The sequence below is a fragment of the Campylobacter sp. Cr9 genome (assembly GCF_020138295.1).
Classification (GTDB): Bacteria; Campylobacterota; Campylobacteria; order Campylobacterales; family Campylobacteraceae; genus Campylobacter_E.
Genome location: NZ_JACGBH010000010.1, coordinates 33,449 through 50,194, shown reverse-complemented (window position 1 = coordinate 50,194; position 16,746 = coordinate 33,449). Strand labels below are relative to the sequence as shown.

Annotated in this window: 17 protein-coding genes and 1 tRNA gene; 2 read left to right on the top strand and 16 right to left on the bottom strand. The window is 28.7% G+C overall.

Going from position 1 to position 16,746, the window contains the following annotated elements:
• Window positions 1–2: 2 nt before the first annotated feature.
• The 11 genes from AVANS14531_RS06200 to mobB form a co-directional block, all read right to left on the bottom strand.
• Window positions 3–326: an AzlD domain-containing protein gene (locus AVANS14531_RS06200; RefSeq protein ID WP_336611717.1), complete on the bottom strand. Its 324-nt coding sequence runs from the start codon at window positions 324–326 to the stop codon at window positions 3–5.
• Window positions 311–967 (bottom strand): AzlC family ABC transporter permease, encoded by a 657-nt coding sequence (locus AVANS14531_RS06195; RefSeq protein WP_239816934.1) that lies wholly within the window; start codon window positions 965–967, stop codon window positions 311–313. The genes AVANS14531_RS06200 and AVANS14531_RS06195 overlap by 16 nt, the downstream gene beginning before the upstream one ends.
• A complete protein-coding gene (locus AVANS14531_RS06190) occupies window positions 964–1,116 on the bottom strand; it encodes a hypothetical protein (protein ID WP_239816935.1) in 153 nt (50 codons plus the stop codon). Before AVANS14531_RS06190 ends, AVANS14531_RS06195 begins: the two co-directional genes overlap by 4 nt.
• A gap of 101 nt (window positions 1,117–1,217) precedes the next feature.
• Window positions 1,218–2,531, bottom strand: coding sequence for an oligopeptide:H+ symporter (locus tag AVANS14531_RS06185; protein WP_336611716.1), 1,314 nt, complete (start codon window positions 2,529–2,531; stop codon window positions 1,218–1,220).
• Window positions 2,532–2,594: 63 nt separating this feature from the next.
• Window positions 2,595–2,671 (bottom strand) — tRNA-Ile (locus tag AVANS14531_RS06180).
• A gap of 153 nt (window positions 2,672–2,824) precedes the next feature.
• Window positions 2,825–4,225, bottom strand: a complete 1,401-nt coding sequence (locus AVANS14531_RS06175) for a UDP-N-acetylmuramoyl-tripeptide--D-alanyl-D-alanine ligase (RefSeq protein ID WP_336611715.1) — start codon at window positions 4,223–4,225, stop codon at window positions 2,825–2,827.
• Window positions 4,225–5,061: a hypothetical protein gene (locus AVANS14531_RS06170; RefSeq protein WP_336611714.1), complete on the bottom strand. Its 837-nt coding sequence runs from the start codon at window positions 5,059–5,061 to the stop codon at window positions 4,225–4,227. Before AVANS14531_RS06170 ends, AVANS14531_RS06175 begins: the two co-directional genes overlap by 1 nt.
• A 3-nt stretch (window positions 5,062–5,064) precedes the next feature.
• A complete protein-coding gene (metG, locus tag AVANS14531_RS06165) occupies window positions 5,065–6,945 on the bottom strand; it encodes a methionine--tRNA ligase (RefSeq protein ID WP_336611713.1) in 1,881 nt (626 codons plus the stop codon).
• 8 nt (window positions 6,946–6,953) lie between these two features.
• The gene (locus tag AVANS14531_RS06160; RefSeq protein WP_239816940.1) at window positions 6,954–7,139 is read right to left on the bottom strand and encodes a hypothetical protein; all 186 of its coding nucleotides are present in this window, start codon (window positions 7,137–7,139) and stop codon (window positions 6,954–6,956) included.
• Complete coding sequence (locus tag AVANS14531_RS06155; protein ID WP_336611712.1) at window positions 7,126–7,989, bottom strand: class 1 fructose-bisphosphatase; 864 nt, start codon at window positions 7,987–7,989, stop codon at window positions 7,126–7,128. The genes AVANS14531_RS06160 and AVANS14531_RS06155 overlap by 14 nt, the downstream gene beginning before the upstream one ends.
• Entirely contained in the window at window positions 7,989–8,459 is a 471-nt protein-coding gene (mobB, locus tag AVANS14531_RS06150) for a molybdopterin-guanine dinucleotide biosynthesis protein B (RefSeq protein ID WP_336611711.1), read from the bottom strand. Before mobB ends, AVANS14531_RS06155 begins: the two co-directional genes overlap by 1 nt.
• Before the next feature lie 56 nt (window positions 8,460–8,515).
• Between mobB and AVANS14531_RS06145 the strand changes: the two genes are divergently transcribed.
• Window positions 8,516–8,911 (top strand): hypothetical protein, encoded by a 396-nt coding sequence (locus AVANS14531_RS06145; protein WP_336611710.1) that lies wholly within the window; start codon window positions 8,516–8,518, stop codon window positions 8,909–8,911.
• A gap of 43 nt (window positions 8,912–8,954) precedes the next feature.
• Here the strand turns inward: AVANS14531_RS06145 and ald are convergent, their stop codons facing one another.
• From ald to AVANS14531_RS06120, 5 genes are all read right to left on the bottom strand, one after another.
• Window positions 8,955–10,067, bottom strand: coding sequence for an alanine dehydrogenase (gene ald / locus AVANS14531_RS06140; RefSeq protein WP_239816944.1), 1,113 nt, complete (start codon window positions 10,065–10,067; stop codon window positions 8,955–8,957).
• A 98-nt stretch (window positions 10,068–10,165) separates the two neighbouring features.
• Window positions 10,166–10,723: a manganese efflux pump MntP gene (locus tag AVANS14531_RS06135; RefSeq protein WP_336611709.1), complete on the bottom strand. Its 558-nt coding sequence runs from the start codon at window positions 10,721–10,723 to the stop codon at window positions 10,166–10,168.
• The gene (gyrA, locus tag AVANS14531_RS06130) at window positions 10,713–13,304 is read right to left on the bottom strand and encodes a DNA gyrase subunit A (RefSeq protein ID WP_336611708.1); all 2,592 of its coding nucleotides are present in this window, start codon (window positions 13,302–13,304) and stop codon (window positions 10,713–10,715) included. Before gyrA ends, AVANS14531_RS06135 begins: the two co-directional genes overlap by 11 nt.
• Before the next feature lie 39 nt (window positions 13,305–13,343).
• A complete protein-coding gene (locus AVANS14531_RS06125) occupies window positions 13,344–13,907 on the bottom strand; it encodes a phosphoribosyltransferase family protein (RefSeq protein WP_336611707.1) in 564 nt (187 codons plus the stop codon).
• Between the two features lie 61 nt (window positions 13,908–13,968).
• A complete protein-coding gene (locus AVANS14531_RS06120; protein ID WP_336611706.1) occupies window positions 13,969–14,898 on the bottom strand; it encodes a ribose-phosphate pyrophosphokinase in 930 nt (309 codons plus the stop codon).
• A gap of 182 nt (window positions 14,899–15,080) precedes the next feature.
• Here AVANS14531_RS06120 and AVANS14531_RS06115 point away from each other — a divergent pair, with 182 nt between their 5' ends.
• Complete coding sequence (locus AVANS14531_RS06115) at window positions 15,081–16,739, top strand: lactate permease LctP family transporter (protein WP_336611705.1); 1,659 nt, start codon at window positions 15,081–15,083, stop codon at window positions 16,737–16,739.
• Window positions 16,740–16,746 lie beyond the last annotated feature (7 nt).

Genomic DNA, 16,746 nt, shown 5'->3' with positions numbered 1-16,746 from the left:
AATTAAACCTTAAAAATAATTTCATGTAAAATATAAAACACACCAGTAGCGGCGATTATGCTAATAAAACCTTTTTTAAAAATTATATGAGTAATCAAAGCTACAAGACCAGCGATTATATAATCACTTGCGTAAGGTGGATTTTCATAATCTAAGCCTTTATATAAAAAGCAAACTAAAATAACCATAATTAAAAGTGGCATATGTTTTTCAAGATACATTAAAAGCTCATTTGGTTTTTTTGTCCCAAAAAATATATAAGCTAAAGCCTTTAAAACAACAGCGCTAAAACCAGCAATTAGCAAAGCAATCATCGTATAAGACATAATTTCTTTCCTAAAATCAATATAAATATTCCTGAAAAAATACAGCTTAGCATCATATATTGCTTATCTATAAAAAATAAACCAACAAGCCCTAAAAATAATGCTATAAAAAATACTTTATTTTCTTTATGTTTTATGTAAAGCTCATAAGCTAATACAATAAATAAAGCGTTTAAAGAAAAGCCTAAAGCACTATAATCAGCTTTAGAGTAACTAGCTATAAAATATCCTAAAACACAGCCAAAAATCCAATATAAATGATTAAAAGTTAGGATTAAAACCGCAGTTTTTTTATCATAATCTTTTGCACTAAGTAATGCAAAGCTTTCATCGGTTAGAGCAAACATTGCATAATATTTTATAAATCCTAAATCTCTAAAATATTTTAAAGCTCCTAAAATATAGAAAAAATGTCTAAGATTTAGCAAACTTGCAGCTATTAAAATCTCTAATAAACTAGCACTCGCACTAAGTAATGATAATAATAAAAATTGCAATGAACCAGAAAAAACAAAAACAGCAGCAACAAATACTTCAAAAAATGTAAAAGAATTTGAATACGCAAGTATGCCAAAAGCAACACCTATTACAATGTATGCAACTGCAACTGCAAAAGTATCAACTAAAGCTTGTTTTATCATTTTGTGTACTTTTTGATATATTCGTCTACATCTACTTGTTTTTTAATAGTTTTTTCTTGTTTTACATTATTATCATCATCTTGAAAATAGATATAATCAATTCCAAAAAGAACACCAATAAAAATAATAAGTGGGATTAAAAATACCATCATTTCTCCTTTATACTCAAAAGAATAATAGCAAATATTTTTAAAGCAAAAAGCATTTTTTAAATTTTCAAATTCCTAATTCAAATTCCAAACACTAAAAACTAGATTTTTAAATATTTATGTAAAACAAAAATAATTAATGATAAAAATAATACAAAAAAACCTTGTATGCTAAGATAAACTTCATAACTAATAAAATCAATATATTTTACAATTATACCTTCAATTCCTTGAGCAGCAGCAGAACATAAAAACCAAATTCCCATAGTGCTAGTTTTAAACTCAACCGAAGATACTTTTGAAACAACACTAAGACCAAAAATCCCAACACAAGTTTGAGAAACGCCTAACATTAAATAAGCAAATAAAATAAAGACTGGATTTATGCTATCGTTCTTACTTAATTGACCAAGAAAAATAAATGAACTTGCAGCTACAAATAAAGATATTGCAATAATTAAAGCTTCATTTATATTATTATTTTTGCTAATTTTACTTAAAATCGTGCTTGTTACAATACTTACTAAAAACATAAAAGCTAAATACCAACTAGCAGGAACTAAATAATCATTCACATAAAACTGAACTTTATTTTTAATCAATATATTTAAAGTATTAAAACCTTGAAAAATAAGCATATAAAAAAACACAGCTGCTAATAAGTAGAATGCAAATTTTTTAAACTCACTTTTATTTTCAACTTTTTTATAAATAAAAAAATAAAAAAATATCAAGAGTAAAACCGAAACAATGCTTATTATTTTACTAATTGCTAAAAGATCAAAAAAGCTTAAAAATACCACAAAAGCTATGAAAAATAAAATCATTTTTATATTATTTTTAAAAAAGTCATATTTTATAGGCTCATCTGATATGTTTTTTGCATTGAAGATAAAAACTAAAATAGCACAAAATACACTTAAAAATGCTGTTAAAAAAGCCAATTTATAAGAATGAATTATAAGTAAACCTGCGCTCATTTGTCCTAAAAAGCAACCGATATTTACAAAGATATAAAAAATACTAAATACATATTCGCTATCATTTGGATATGTTTTTGATAATAAGCTCGTTATATTTGATTTAATCAAAACACTGCCAAGAAGAATAAAAATCAAAGCTAAAATTAAAAAATCAAAACTTAAAACCAAATAACCTAAAGCAATGAAAACAATTCCATATAAAACACATCTTTTAGCACCTAAACAAAAATCGCTTAAATACGCTCCAAACATTCCAAAAGCATAAATAGCAGCACCCAAACTAGCACTAATAGCACTAGCCTCACCTTTGCTAAAAGAAAAAACATCCATTAAGTAAAATACGAAGATTCCTAAAAAGCCTAAAAAGGCAAATCTTTCTAAGGCTTCTATATAACATATAGGTAATAATACTTTTGATTTATTTTCTAACATGATTTTCTCCTAAAGAAAAACCTAAGCCATAGAAAGATTTAATTCTATTAAATTTAAAGGAGGTGGTGGATTTACTAGGACTCGAACCTAGGACCAACCGGTTATGAGCCGGTTGCTCTAACCAACTGAGCTATAAATCCTCCGTGATTAAAAGCGTAATAGTATCTTTTTTTGCTTAAATAATTCTTAAAATTTTTATAATTTAATAAATTTTTTAATTCCTAATTCAAATTCCTTTATTTTTCAAAGGAATTTGAATTAGGAAATTGCTTTAAATTTTTTAAAGCAATTTATCAAATATAATTTGGTGCATCGTTTGAAAAAATTATTAAATCTTTTTCTTTGGTATTGTTTGCTAAAGTATTTATTAATTCTGCTTTATCTTTTAAAATTATTTTATCAATCTTTAGATTTTCATCATAAATTAAAGCATTGCTTTCGCTTGTAATTATCGCTAAATCAAAACATTCATTAATTACTTCGCAAAGCTTTATATTAAGCTCATCGCTAGCTTCAATAATTCCTGGACTTACTAAAACTCTTTTTCCAGCTTTATAATCCTTTATTATTTTATAACTATCGCTCATTCCATCATAGTTTCCATTAAAACCATCATCAATTATAAATTTTGGCTCTTTTGAGATAATTTCTAGTCTATGAGCTGTTGGCTTTATATTTTTTACTTCTTCTTTAATCTGCTCATAACTTAAACCTAAAGCTTTAGCTAAACTAATACAAGCTGCTAAATTACTAGCATTAAAACTACCTAATAAATTAGCAAAATAATCTTCGCCTTTATATTTAAAACTAAGCCCATCAAGGCTTGCATTAATATCGCTTAATCCATCATCATAAGAAGTGGTTTCATTTACACTACTATGCGTAATTGCAAGCTCAAGCCTTTCGCTTTGTAAGGCTTCTTTTTTTGTAGCTCTTGTGTTTTCTATATTTTTAAAATATTCTAAATGTGCTGTGCCGATTTGCCCTATTATTACATAATGAGGGCGAACTAATTTGGTGATTTCTAATATATCGCCTTGTTTTCTTGCACCTGCTTCAATGATTAATAACTCAGTATCAGGCTCAAGATTTTCATTAATATCTTTTATAAGCCCTAAAGTAGTGTTAATGCTACCTTTTGCATAGTGGATTTTAAAGTGATTTTGTGTAATTTGAGCTAAAAAATGCTTTATGCTGGTTTTTCCATAACTTGCAGTTATTAAAACTACTTTGCAATTATTTAATTTTGTAATCTTTTCGTAAGCTTTGTTATAAAAGCCCTTATTTATAAAATATTCACATATATAAGAACAAATAAACGCAAAAGCTAAAATATCAAGCGTATGTGGGTCAAGCTTATAATAAAAATGAAGTGGGCTAAAAATCAAAACACCTAATAAATTAAATGCAAAAAGCCTTTTAATTCTAGCTGTAAATACCAAAGGCTTATCAATATTTTTAGCTAGTAAAACAAGTGCTATTAAATAAACAATCATTAAAGCTAATGCTAAATAATGATTAATATCACAAGTGATTACATAGAGTAAAAAAGGAGCTATTAGATAATAAAAATGCCAACGCTTTTTGGCAAAATTAAAAATAACTCTTTTAAATTTATAACTATTTAGCTGTAAAACCAAAGCTAAATAATAAAGCATTAAAAACGAAAAAATCGCTGAAACAATATAAATCATCAAAATAACCCTTCATCACTTGTATTAAGCTCTTTTAAAAAATCAGTTTTGCTAATCTTACTAAGCATATAAGTATTGTTTGTAACCTTGCTTACTTCTACTAAATTAATATGTTTTTTAATCTCTTTTATAACCTCTATATTTTGCTCAAAAAATACAACCTTAGAGCCTTCACTCATCTTAACTATTTCATTATTTTCATTTAAAAAAATAAAATCTAATAATTTAAGATTTGAACAATTAATTTCTAGCTCTTTAATTGAGTGAATTTTTGCTAATTGCTCTGTAAAAATAACAGGTATAAAAACATTATAATAATATTCATCATTCAAGATTAAATCTTGATAAAAAAAGCTTGATCGCTTGATAATATTATAAGAATATTCTTGCTTGCTTACACTCAAACTCAGCTCTTTTAAATAATCCAAATCACTGCTAAAAAGCAAATCTTGTTTTAGTATTAATTCAAAATCTTTAAATAAATCATTGCTTAATACCGAAACATTAAGCCTTTTTAAACATTCTATGCCTAATTCATCAAATAAAATAGCTCTTTTATTCATAGAAGAAAAAGCAATTATTCTAAGCATAGAATGATAAAAATCATCAACCAATAAATAAGCAACTTCTTCATCAACAACCTTAAGCTTATCTGTGCTAATTATCGCATAAGCACCTTTATTTATAGCTTCTTTTGCTTCTTCTTCACTATTTGTAAAAAAAGCACTAGCCATAGTAACACTACTTAAGTTCGTGCAAAAATTACTAAGCCTTAAATTATTAGACTTATTTATAATTTTTGCATTAATTAATTCCGAAAAATTGCTTATTTGCAAGGCTTATCCTATAATTGCACCATTTTCGCAAGGACTTAATGGACTAAGTAATACTAAGCTCTCATCTGAGTTTTTAGCACTTAAAATCATTCCTTCGCTTAAATGTTTAAAGATTTTTCTACTTTCTAAATTAGCAAGTAAAATAATTTGTTTTCCAACTAATTGCTCAGGTTTATAATATTTAGCAATTCCACTTAAAACTTGGCGTTTTTCAGTGCCTAAATCAAGCTGAAATTTTAGTAATTTTTCACTACCTTCAACATTTTCACATTCTAAAACAGTTGCTACTTGCATTTTAATTTTTGCAAAATCATCAATTTTTATTTTTGGCTCTTTTATTTCTTCTTTAACTTCTTTAATCTCTTGCATATTTTCAACCTTTAATTCAACTCTAGAAAATAAATGTTCGCACTCGCTTACCTTAAAGCTATTTTGTAAAACAAACATATCATTATATGCTTTAGTATCAATGCTAATTCCTAAAGCATTTGCAATTTTTAAACTTGCTTTTGGCATAACAGGGCTTAATAAAATACTAGCATTCTTTAAAATATTAAAAATTACTACCAATAAGCTTTGAGTTTTTTCGCTTTCGTTATTTTTCATCATATTCCAAGGCTCATATTTTGAAACCATAGCATTTGCAACACTTAAAGCTTTTAAAACTTCATTTATATATTCATTCATTCTAAGCTCATTAATTGCATTTATACTTGCTTTAAAATGCTCGTTGGCTTCATTTAATTCTTCACTAAATCCTGATTTAAATTTCACGCTTAAATCAAAGTATTTTTTAGCCATTGAAATGCTTCTACTTAATAAATTGCCTAATTCATTTACTAATTCGCCATTTATTTTATTAACCATTGCCGCTTTGCTAAAATCTCCGTCATTTCCAAAAGGCATTTGAGATAGTAAAAAGTATCTTAAAGGCTCATTTCCAAATTCATTTTTGATATCTTGTGGATTTATAACATTACCTATACTCTTACTCATTTTCTCGCCTTCAACAGTCCACCAACCATGTGCTCCTATCATCTTAGGCAGTGGCAAATCAAGGCTCATTAAAAAGCAAGGCCAATAAATAGCATGGAATTTTAAAATATCTTTCCCAACTAATTGAACATTTGCAGGCCAAAAAGACATTTTCGCATCATCATCTAAGTATCCTAAAGCACTTAAATAATTACTAAGTGCATCAAGCCATACATAAATAATATGCTTATCATCATTTAATTCATCAGGTATTTTTATCCCCCATGAAAAGCTAGTTCTAGTAACTGATAAATCTCTTAAACCTTGTTTAACAAAGGCTATTACTTCATTTTTTTTACTTGCTGGCATAATACAAGTTGGATTTTCTTCATACCATTTTAATAATCTATCTTGGTATTTGCTTAATCTAAAAAAATAGCTCTCTTCTTTTAATATCCTTGTAGGCTTTTTACAATCAGGGCATTTATCTTCATCTAAAAGCTGAGTTTTAGTATGAAAAGTCTCGCAAGATACACAATAATGCCCTTCATATTCATCTTTATAAATATCGCCTTTTTCATACATTTTTAAAAATATTTTGCGAACAATTGCTTTGTGCTTTTCATCTGTTGTTCTTATAAAATAATCATTGCTAATTTCAAGTTCAGCCCATAAATCTTTAAAGCTTTTACTAACTTTATCAGCATAAGCCTTAGGACTTTCGTTATTTTTAATAGCACTTTCTTCTATTTTTTGTCCGTGTTCATCTGTGCCTGTTAAAAAAAATGTTTCATCTCCACGAAGTCTTGCAAATCTTGCAAGCGTATCTGCAATTATAGTAGTATATGCGTGTCCTATATGAGCTTTATCATTTACATAATAAATAGGAGTTGTAATATATGTTTTCATCTAAATCCTTAAAAGTTAAAGTCTTGTGAAGCACCTTGCGACATATTTTCATAAGTTGCTTTTACAAAAGTATCTCTTATTTCGCATTCGCAAAGTTTTTCACAATCTATACAAGATAATTTATTTTGTGTTTTTTGTTGGCAATCTTGCAAGGCAATTTTTGCAGCATGCAAATTACTCTCATAAATATTCATTCAAATAACCCTTTTCATACATTGAGCCTAAATAACAAGGCGTACTTGCATGAATTGTGCTAAATTTTAGACTTAATAAGCTTTCATATCCTTTTGAACCTTTTATGCCATCGCTTGAAAATCCACCAGCTTTTTCATAAATATAAGCGAAAGGAAATACTTCAAATAAAGCTCTAAGTTTTCCTAATTTACCATCATTTAGGGTTGCTTCGCTTGTATTTGGGTATGAAAATAAGCCACCACCTTTAATTAAGATTTGATGTAAATCACTAACCATAGCACCACTATATCTTAAGCGATATCCATCAGCAAATATCTTATCAATCATAGCTTTATGCTCTTTGCTCCAATCTTTTTGAGTGCCACCTGTTGCGTTTAATTTGCCTTTTTTTTCTAATTTTAAATCTTTTAGATAATTAAACTCTTTTCCATCATATTCATATAATTTTGGCTCGTTTATACAAATTACAAGCTGAGTTCTAGGTCCATAAATTGAATAAACAGCCGCTTTTAAATTAGCAGGTTCAGCTGTATTTTCATAGATTGCAAAAATACTTCCAACAGCAAAATTAACATCAAAAAGTGAAGAACCATCAAGTGGATCGTATGCAACAACATATCTTGCATCATCATATAAAAAATGTGGATTTTCTTTTTCTTCGCTAATAATTGCTTTTATAGAGCCAACTTTACTAAGCTCATTTGTAATTATCATATCGCTTAAAACATCTTGTTTAAGCTGTAAATCTCCACTAGCATTATTAAGCTCTGTATAACCATATTCTGGATTATCAAAACTTTGTTTAATTTTTAAAACACTTGCTTTTATAGCTTGAATTACTTCTTGCATTAAATCTCCTTAGCATTCTTTAGAACAAAATCGCTAATACTAGCAATATCATCTAAATTAAATTGAGTTAATCCGTAGTCTTTATTAGAATAACTTGCTAATGCTAAAGAATATTCTAAATAACTCTCATCAATTTCTTTACAAAATACGCAAAGTCTTGGCAGTGGTAAAATCTTAAGACCCTCAACCAAAACAATATCAGCACTAAATTGCTTAATAATTTGCTCAATTTCAAGTGAATGATGATAAAACATAGTAGTTTTATTTGGACTTAGCACTGCAACTTCTGCACCTGTTTGATAAAATTTAAAACTATCTTTACCATTAGTATCAAATACGGCTTTATCTTTTGGATCATGCTTAATTATTGCTACTTTTAAGCCTTGATTTTGTAAATATTCTGAAATTTTACAAATTAATGTAGTTTTACCCGAATTTGATGGGCCTGTGAATGCGAATGCTTTTTTCATTGATTAACCTTTTTTATTAAAAATTATAAAATTATAAATTAAACAAAGAAGAAGTTATGAAAAAAGCCATATTATTAATAATTTTTATATTTTTATCAGCTTGTGTAAAAGACAAAAATGAATTTTATAATTCTAAAGAAGAGATAATGCTAAGGTCTTATTATATAAAAGACTTTATTATAAGCTACTTAGGAGTTAAAGATAATAAAGATATATTAATTATCGCTAGTAAAACTAAATTAAACTCAATTTTGGTTGATAATATCAGTATGGATTTTGAGAGTATTTCTAAAGATTTATTCAATCTACCTTATCAAAATGATTTTTTATATTTTTATAAAACAAGCTTTGATTTAATAAATAAATCAGTAATAAATGTAATTTTAAACAATGATAACGAAACAAGTATAAACATTCAAAAGATTTCAAAATCTCTTGAATATCATTTGTAATTCCTAATTCAAATTCTTTTGGAATTTGAAATAGGAAATTGAGTTATTTTGCAATGAAATTATTAGGATTAAAGTATTCTAAATTAAATGCTTCTGCAACGCCTTCATGAGTGCAATGACCTTTATGTGTATTTAATCCATGTCTTAAGCTCTCAAAACAAGTAATCGCTCCAACTACTCCTAAGTTTGCTATTTTTATACCATAAGGAGTTGTTGCGTTTAATAAAGCTAAAGTAGCTGTTTTTGCTACTGCACCTGGCATATTAGCAACTGCATAATGAATAATTCCATCTACTTCATAAATAGGATTTGTGTGAGTTGTTGCACGGCTTGTTTCAAAGCAACCTCCTTGATCTATCGCAACATCAACAATTACAGCACCTTTTTTCATATGTTTTAAATGTTTTCTTGATAATAATTTAGGAGTTTTTGCACCAGGAACTAAAGCTGCTCCAATAACCACATCAGCATCTTTAATACTATCTAAGATATTTGAAATATTACTATAAAGTGTGGTGATTTTGCCGTTAAATACATGGTCAATATAATCAAGTCTATTTGCATCACGACCTAAAATTACAACTTCAGCACCCATTCCAAAAGCAAGTTGTGCAGCATTTAATCCAACCATACCGCTTCCTAAAATTACAACCTTACCTTTTTTAACCCCTGTAAGTCCGCTAAGAAGCATACCGTTGCCACCATAAGTTTTCTCAAGATATTTACAGCCTTGAATAACCGCTAAACGACCTGCGATAGCGCTCATTGGAGCTAGACAAGGTAAGCTTTTTCCTTCTTGAATAGTTTCGTATGCAAATGCTGAGATTTCTTTTTCTATAAGCATTTTTGTAAGCTTTTCATCTGCAGCAAGATGTAAATAAGTATATAAAATTTGCCCTTTTTTAAAGAATTTATATTCACACTCAATTGGTTCTTTAACTTTAACAATCATCCCTGCTTTATCAAAGATTTCTTCTTTTGTTAAAATTTTAGCTCCAGCTTTTATATATTCTTCATCACTTATATCAATTCCAGCCCCTGCTTTGCTTTCTACTAAAACTTCATGCCCATGATTAATATATTCAACAACATCTAAAGGTGTTAACCCAACTCTATATTCTTGGTCTTTAATTTCTTTTAAACAACCTATTATCATAAATACTCCTTATAAGTTAAAGGAGTATGATATATAAAAATAAAAAATCTAAAAAGAAATTTTTTAAAAAAATATGAAAATTGTTACAATTTTACAAGTTATATGTCTTCTAATATATGCACAATAACTATTTTGCAAGCTAAGAATAATAAAAGCAAACTTCCTATGGGTTGTAAAATCTTTTTGTTAGCCTTAATTTTACTAATTAAAAAACTTGAAATACACATTAAAAATGTAATGCTAAAAATTAAAATAATAGACATTAACAAATCATATTTTAATGAAAAAATCATAAGTCCAGCACCTAAAGCATCAATACTTGTAGCAATACTTAGCATAAATAAAGAAAAATAATTTATATTAATTTCTTCTTTATTTTCATCTAAAAATTCTTTAAATAACTTATAAGATAAAAAAGCAAAAATAAAAAATATTAAATAATGATCAATTGCTTGAATTATCTTCATATATTTTGTATTTAGATAATAAGTTATGTAATAACCTATAATAGGCATAAAGGCTTGAAAAAACGCTGCTAAAGAGCTAAAAACAATTAATTTTTTTATATTGTTTCGTAGCACCAAGCATATACTAAGTGCTACGAAAAACGCATCTATTCCTAAAGAAAAGGCTAAGATGATTAAATCAATTATCATCAAATAGCCCTGTTTCTTCTTCTACAACTTCTTCTTCATCTTCTTCTTTAGGACATTTTGCAATACTTACAACCTCATCGCTTCCAACATTTACAACGATAACGCCACTTGTATTACGCCCTGCTTTTCTAATACTTTGCATATCAGTTCTAATCATCTTACCACTACTTGTAAGTGCCATTAAATCCATAGTATCATCAACGATTACAATACCTACTAAATCTTTAGTCTTTTGAGTAAGTTTCATACAAATTACACCCTTACCACCACGACTTTGTAAGCGATACTCACCAGCATCGGTTCTTTTTGCGATACCTTTTTGACTTACGCTTAAAATTTCTTGTTCGTTATTTTCAATCACCACTGCACCTATTACACAATCATCTTTTTCTTTAAAGCGAATTGCAGTAACACCACGAGCTACACGACCAATTTGGCGAACTTTTGTTAGCGGGAACTTAATACACATACCCTTTTTAGTAGCTACAAAAATCATTGTTCCAACATTTTGATTTTCTTCATTATTTTCTACATTTTCTTCGTTTTCTTCAATGATTTCTACATTATTTTCAGTATTTTCTTCGTTTTCTTCAACTTCTATTATCTCACTAGCATCATTATATGCTATTAAAACGCTTACTAATTCATCATTTTCATCAAGATTAATTGCTCTTACTCCAACTGAACGAATATTGCTATATTCACTCAAATTAGTGCGTTTAATTAAACCATTTTTCGTAAAGAACGCTAAAGATTTTTCATTACTAAAATCAGTAGTTGGAATAATTGCCATAATTTTTTCATCAGGAGATAAATTGATTAGATTTACAACAGCTTTTCCTTTTGCTGTTCTACTACCTTCTGGGATTTTATAAACTTTTAACCAATATAACTGACCTTTATTGGTAACAAACATTAGTGTATCGTGTGAATTTGCTGTAAAGAAGCTTTCAATAAAGTCATCATCATAAGTAGTAACTGCAACCTTACCTTTACCACCACGCTTTTGTTTTTCATAAGATTTTGTAGGAACTCTTTTAATATATCCACGATGAGTAATTGTAATTACCATAGGCTCATTTGGTATTAGGTCTTCTACATCTATTTCATCATAATCATCAACAATTTCTGTAATTCTTGGAACTTTATATTTATGTTTAAGTTCTAATAATTCATCATTAATAATTTCTTCAATTTTTTCTTCGCTTTTTAAAATAGCGTTTAATCTTTCAATAGTAGCTAATAATTCTTTTAATTCTTCTTCAAGTTTATCACGCTCAAGACCTGTTAATCTGCTTAGTCTCATTTCTAAAATAGCACTAGCTTGAACTTCGCTTAAAGCAAATTTATTCATCAAGCCTTCTTTAGCGCTTGCTGTATCTGCACTTGATTTAATAAGCGCAATAACTTCATCAATATTATCTAATGCAATTTTTAAGCCTTCTAAAATATGAGCTCTCTTTTTAGCTTGTTCTAGTTCATAAATTGTTCTTCTAATAATTACTGTTTTTCTATGATTTAAGAATAAATCAAGTAATTCAATTAATGAAAATACTTTAGGCTCTTTATTATGAATTGCAAGCATAATAACACCAAATGTAGTTTCCATTGTGGTGCTTTTAAATAAGTTATTTAAAACTATTTCACTCATTGCATCACGCTTAAGCTCAATTACAAGGCGGATTCCATCTCTATCGCTCTCATCTCTTGTTTCACTAATGCCTTCTATTTGCTTTTCTTTAACAAGCTCTGCAATTTGCTCATGAAGTCTTGCTTTATTTACTTGATAAGGTAATTCATCAATTACTATTAGTTCTTTATTGCCTTTTTGCTCTATGTGAGTTTTCGCTCTTACTTTTATTCTACCACGACCTGTTTTATAAGCTTCAATTATTCCTTTTTTACCAAAGATTATTCCACCGGTAGGAAAATCAGGGCCTTTTATAAATTGCATTATTTCTTCTACTGAAGCGTTTTTGTTTTTAAGTAAATATAAAAGTCCATCAACTAATTCATCTAAACTATGTGGCGGAATATTAGTTGCCATACCAACAGCAATACCACTAGAACCATTTAAAAGCAAGTTTGGAACTCTAGTAGGTAATACATCAGGTTCAAACTCTCTTCCATCATAGTTTGGAACAAAATCAACTGTATCTTCATCAATATCTTTTAATAAATCTTCAGTTAAATCACTCATTTTAGCTTCAGTATAACGCATAGCAGCAGCACCATCGCCATCAACCGAACCAAAGTTACCTTGTCCTTTAATAGTTGGATATCTCATAGAAAAATCTTGAGCCATTCTAACCAAAGCATCATAAACAGCAGTATCTCCATGTGGATGGTATTTACCTATTACATCACCCACTATACGAGCTGATTTTACAAATCTTGTTCTAGCACCAACTTCTGGCTTATTCATAGCATATAAAATTCTTCTATGAACAGGTTTTAATCCATCTCTTGCATCAGGTAATGCACGACCTATAATTACTGACATAGAATAATCTAGATAACTTGTCTTAATACTATCTTCAATATCTACAATAGTAATTTCACTATTATCAAATAAATTCATTGTGTTCCTTTAAGTTAAAGATTTTTTTATACTAGCAAACTAAACTTTCGCATCGGCTAATACAACGGCAAAAAGAACATTTATTTTTGCTTTTTTAAGCACTGCGTGAGCTTGTTTTAAAGTCTCACCTGTTGTAATAATATCATCTACTAAAATCACAGGTTTATCAATATTTTTTAATAATTCAAAATTTCTTTTATTTTTCTTTCTAAAAGCAAGGCTTTTACCTTTATAAATCACCTTGTTTTTAGCTTTAATCACGTTATAACAAGGGATAATATTATTTGCTTTCATATTTTTTAACAAAATCGCTGTATGTGAATAGCCTTCTTTTATATCATCATCTAAACCTATCGCATAAGCTAATTCGTTTTTAAACCTAAATCTTTTATAAGAATATGAAGCTAATTTATTTAAAATAAAATATCCACTTATATAGTGTTTATGACTTAAAAGATTTTTAATTTTTGAATATTTATAAAAACTTATAACTTCTAATCCATCATCTAAAATTCTTCTTTTACATTCAAGTTGTTTAAAATCTTTTTCGCATTTAGAACAAAATATTTTAAATGTTGGCTTTGAGCAGTTATAACATAGCATATATTAACTTTTAAGCACCGAAAATTACTCGGTGCTTTTGTGTAAGAATTTGAAATAGGAATTATGAAAATAATCCATTCACGCTTTCATTATGATAAACACGGCGAATTACTTCTCCAAACAATGGTGCAACGCTTAAAATTGTTATTTTTTTGCATTCTTTTGCAAGTGGTATTGTATCAGTTACTATTAATTCATCTAAAGCACCATTTTCTATTCTATCGTATGCAGCTCCACTTAAAACTGGATGAGTACAGCAAGCAATTACACTTTTTGCCCCTAATTTCTTAAATACTTCTGCAGCTTTAACAATAGTTCCAGCAGTATCAATCATATCATCAACAATAATTACATCTTTACCATTAACATCACCAATTACGTTCATAACTTCGCTTTCATTTGCTTTTTCACGGCGTTTATCAACGATAACTAAATCTAAATCAAGTGCTTTTGCAACACTTCTTGCACGAACAATTCCACCTGTATCAGGGCTTGCTACTACGGCTTTACTTAAATCTCTTTGTCTTAAGTGTTCGTTAAAAATAATACTTCCATAAAGATTATCAACAGGAATATTAAAAAATCCTTGAATTTGTCCTGCATGTAAATCAATTGTAGCTACACGACTAATTCCTGCAGTTTGCATTAAATCAGCAACTAATTTTGCACTAATTGGAACTCTTGGAGCTGCTTTTCTATCTTGTCTAGCATATCCAAAATATGGAACCACAGCTGTAATTGAATTAGCTGAGCTTCTTTTTAAAGCATCGCTTAAAATTAATAATTCCATCAAATTATCATTTGCAGGAGCACAAGTGCTTTGGATAATAAAAACATCTTTACCACGAACACTTTCTCCTATTTGAACGCTAATTTCGCCATCGCTAAAGCGTTTAATCCCTGCATCACTTAATCTGCAATCTAATCTTTGAGCAACTTTATTTGCAAAATCAAGATTAGCAGAGCCTGAAAAAATAGTATAACCTCTCATAAAATAACCTTTCAAAAAAATAATTACTAAAATATTTTAACAAAAAAAACTTATAAGTTAATTTGTTACAAATTGTAACAAGTTTTAAATTTAATTACTTTTTTACCTATGTATTTTATTATTCTGTGCTAAATTAAGCCTTTTATTTTAAAATACCTTAAAACTTTATTGAAAGGAAAAACATGGAATTTACACCTAACTTTAATCCATTAGGTAATATTTGGTTAAGTGCTTTTGTTGCATTCTTACCAATATTATGCTTCTTCCTTTGTCTTGTCGTATTTAAGACAAAAGGTTATGTAGCAGGATTTTTAACCGTTGTTGCAGCTATTTTAGTAGCTGTTTTTGCATACAAAATGCCTGTAAATGCAGCATTTGCTAGTATTATAGTAGGATTTACTACTGGTATTTGGCCTATTGCTTGGATTATTATTGCAGCTATTTTTCTTTACAAATTATCTATTAAATCAGGACAATTTGAAGTAATTAAGCAAAGCATTATGACAATAACTCCAGATCATCGTATCCAAGTAATCATCATTGGATTTTGTTTTGGAGCATTCCTTGAAGGTGCTATTGGTTTTGGTGGCCCTGTTGCAATTACTGCAGCACTACTAGTAGGACTTGGACTAAGACCTTTACAAGCTGCTGGATATTGTATGATAGCAAACACTGCACCTGTTGCTTTTGGTGCTATTGGGGTTCCAATTCTTGCTATGGCAGGTGCTTTAGGGCTTGATCCTCATCCAATTTCTCAAATGGTAGGAAGAATATTACCTCCACTTAGTTTTTGTGTTCCATTCTTTATAATATTCTTAATGGATGGCATGAAAGGTATTCGTGAGACTTTCCCTATCGTATTCGTTGCAGCAGCATCTTTTGCAATAGCTCAATTTTTCTCATCAAACTTTTTAGGTGCAGAATTACCTGATATTATTTCAGCTGTTGTTTCATTAGTATGTACAACTGTTGCTGTAAAAGCATTTAAAATTAAAAATATTGTAAGATTTGATGGTAAAACTGATTTTAGTGATGTAAAAACTCTTAGCTTAGGCGAAGTTGTTTATGCTTGGTCTCCATTTATTTTATTAATTATCTTCATTGTTGTTTGGACACAACCTTGGTTTAAATCTTTATTTGGAACTGATGCAGCTTTAGCATTTACAAACCTAAAATTATCATTTGCTAGTTTAGGTGATTTAGCAGTAATTAAACCATCACTGGTTGAAGGTGGTAAAGCAGGAACTCAAGCACTTAGCGTAGGAATTCCATTAATTAATACTCCAGGAACAGCTATTTTATTTGCTGCAATTGCAAGTATTTATATTCTAAAAGTAAAAGTTGATGATGCTAAAGTTTGCTTTAACGATACTTTAAGAGAAATGGCTTTCCCTATTTTAACTATTGGTTTAGTTGTAGGTTTTGCAAAAATTACTGATTATAGTGGAGCAAGTGGAACATTAGGAATTGCATTATCACAAACTGGTGGAGCATTTACATTCTTCTCGCCTATTATCGGATGGATTGGAGTGTTCTTAACAGGTTCTGATACAAGTGCAAACCTTTTATTTGGTTCATTACAGCAAGTTACAGCTCATCAATTAGGTTTTGCTGATTCATTATTCTTAGCGGCAAATAGTGCTGGTGGTGTTGTTGGTAAAATGATTTCTCCACAAAGTATTGCAGTTGCTTGCGCTGCTGTTGGACTTGTTGGACGCGAAAGTGAGTTATTTAAATATACAATTAAATACTCAATTGCTATGATTATTTTAATAGGTCTTTGGGTAAGCTTTATAGCATACTTTATGCCTTATATAATTCCAGCAACTAAGGTTTTATGATAATTAA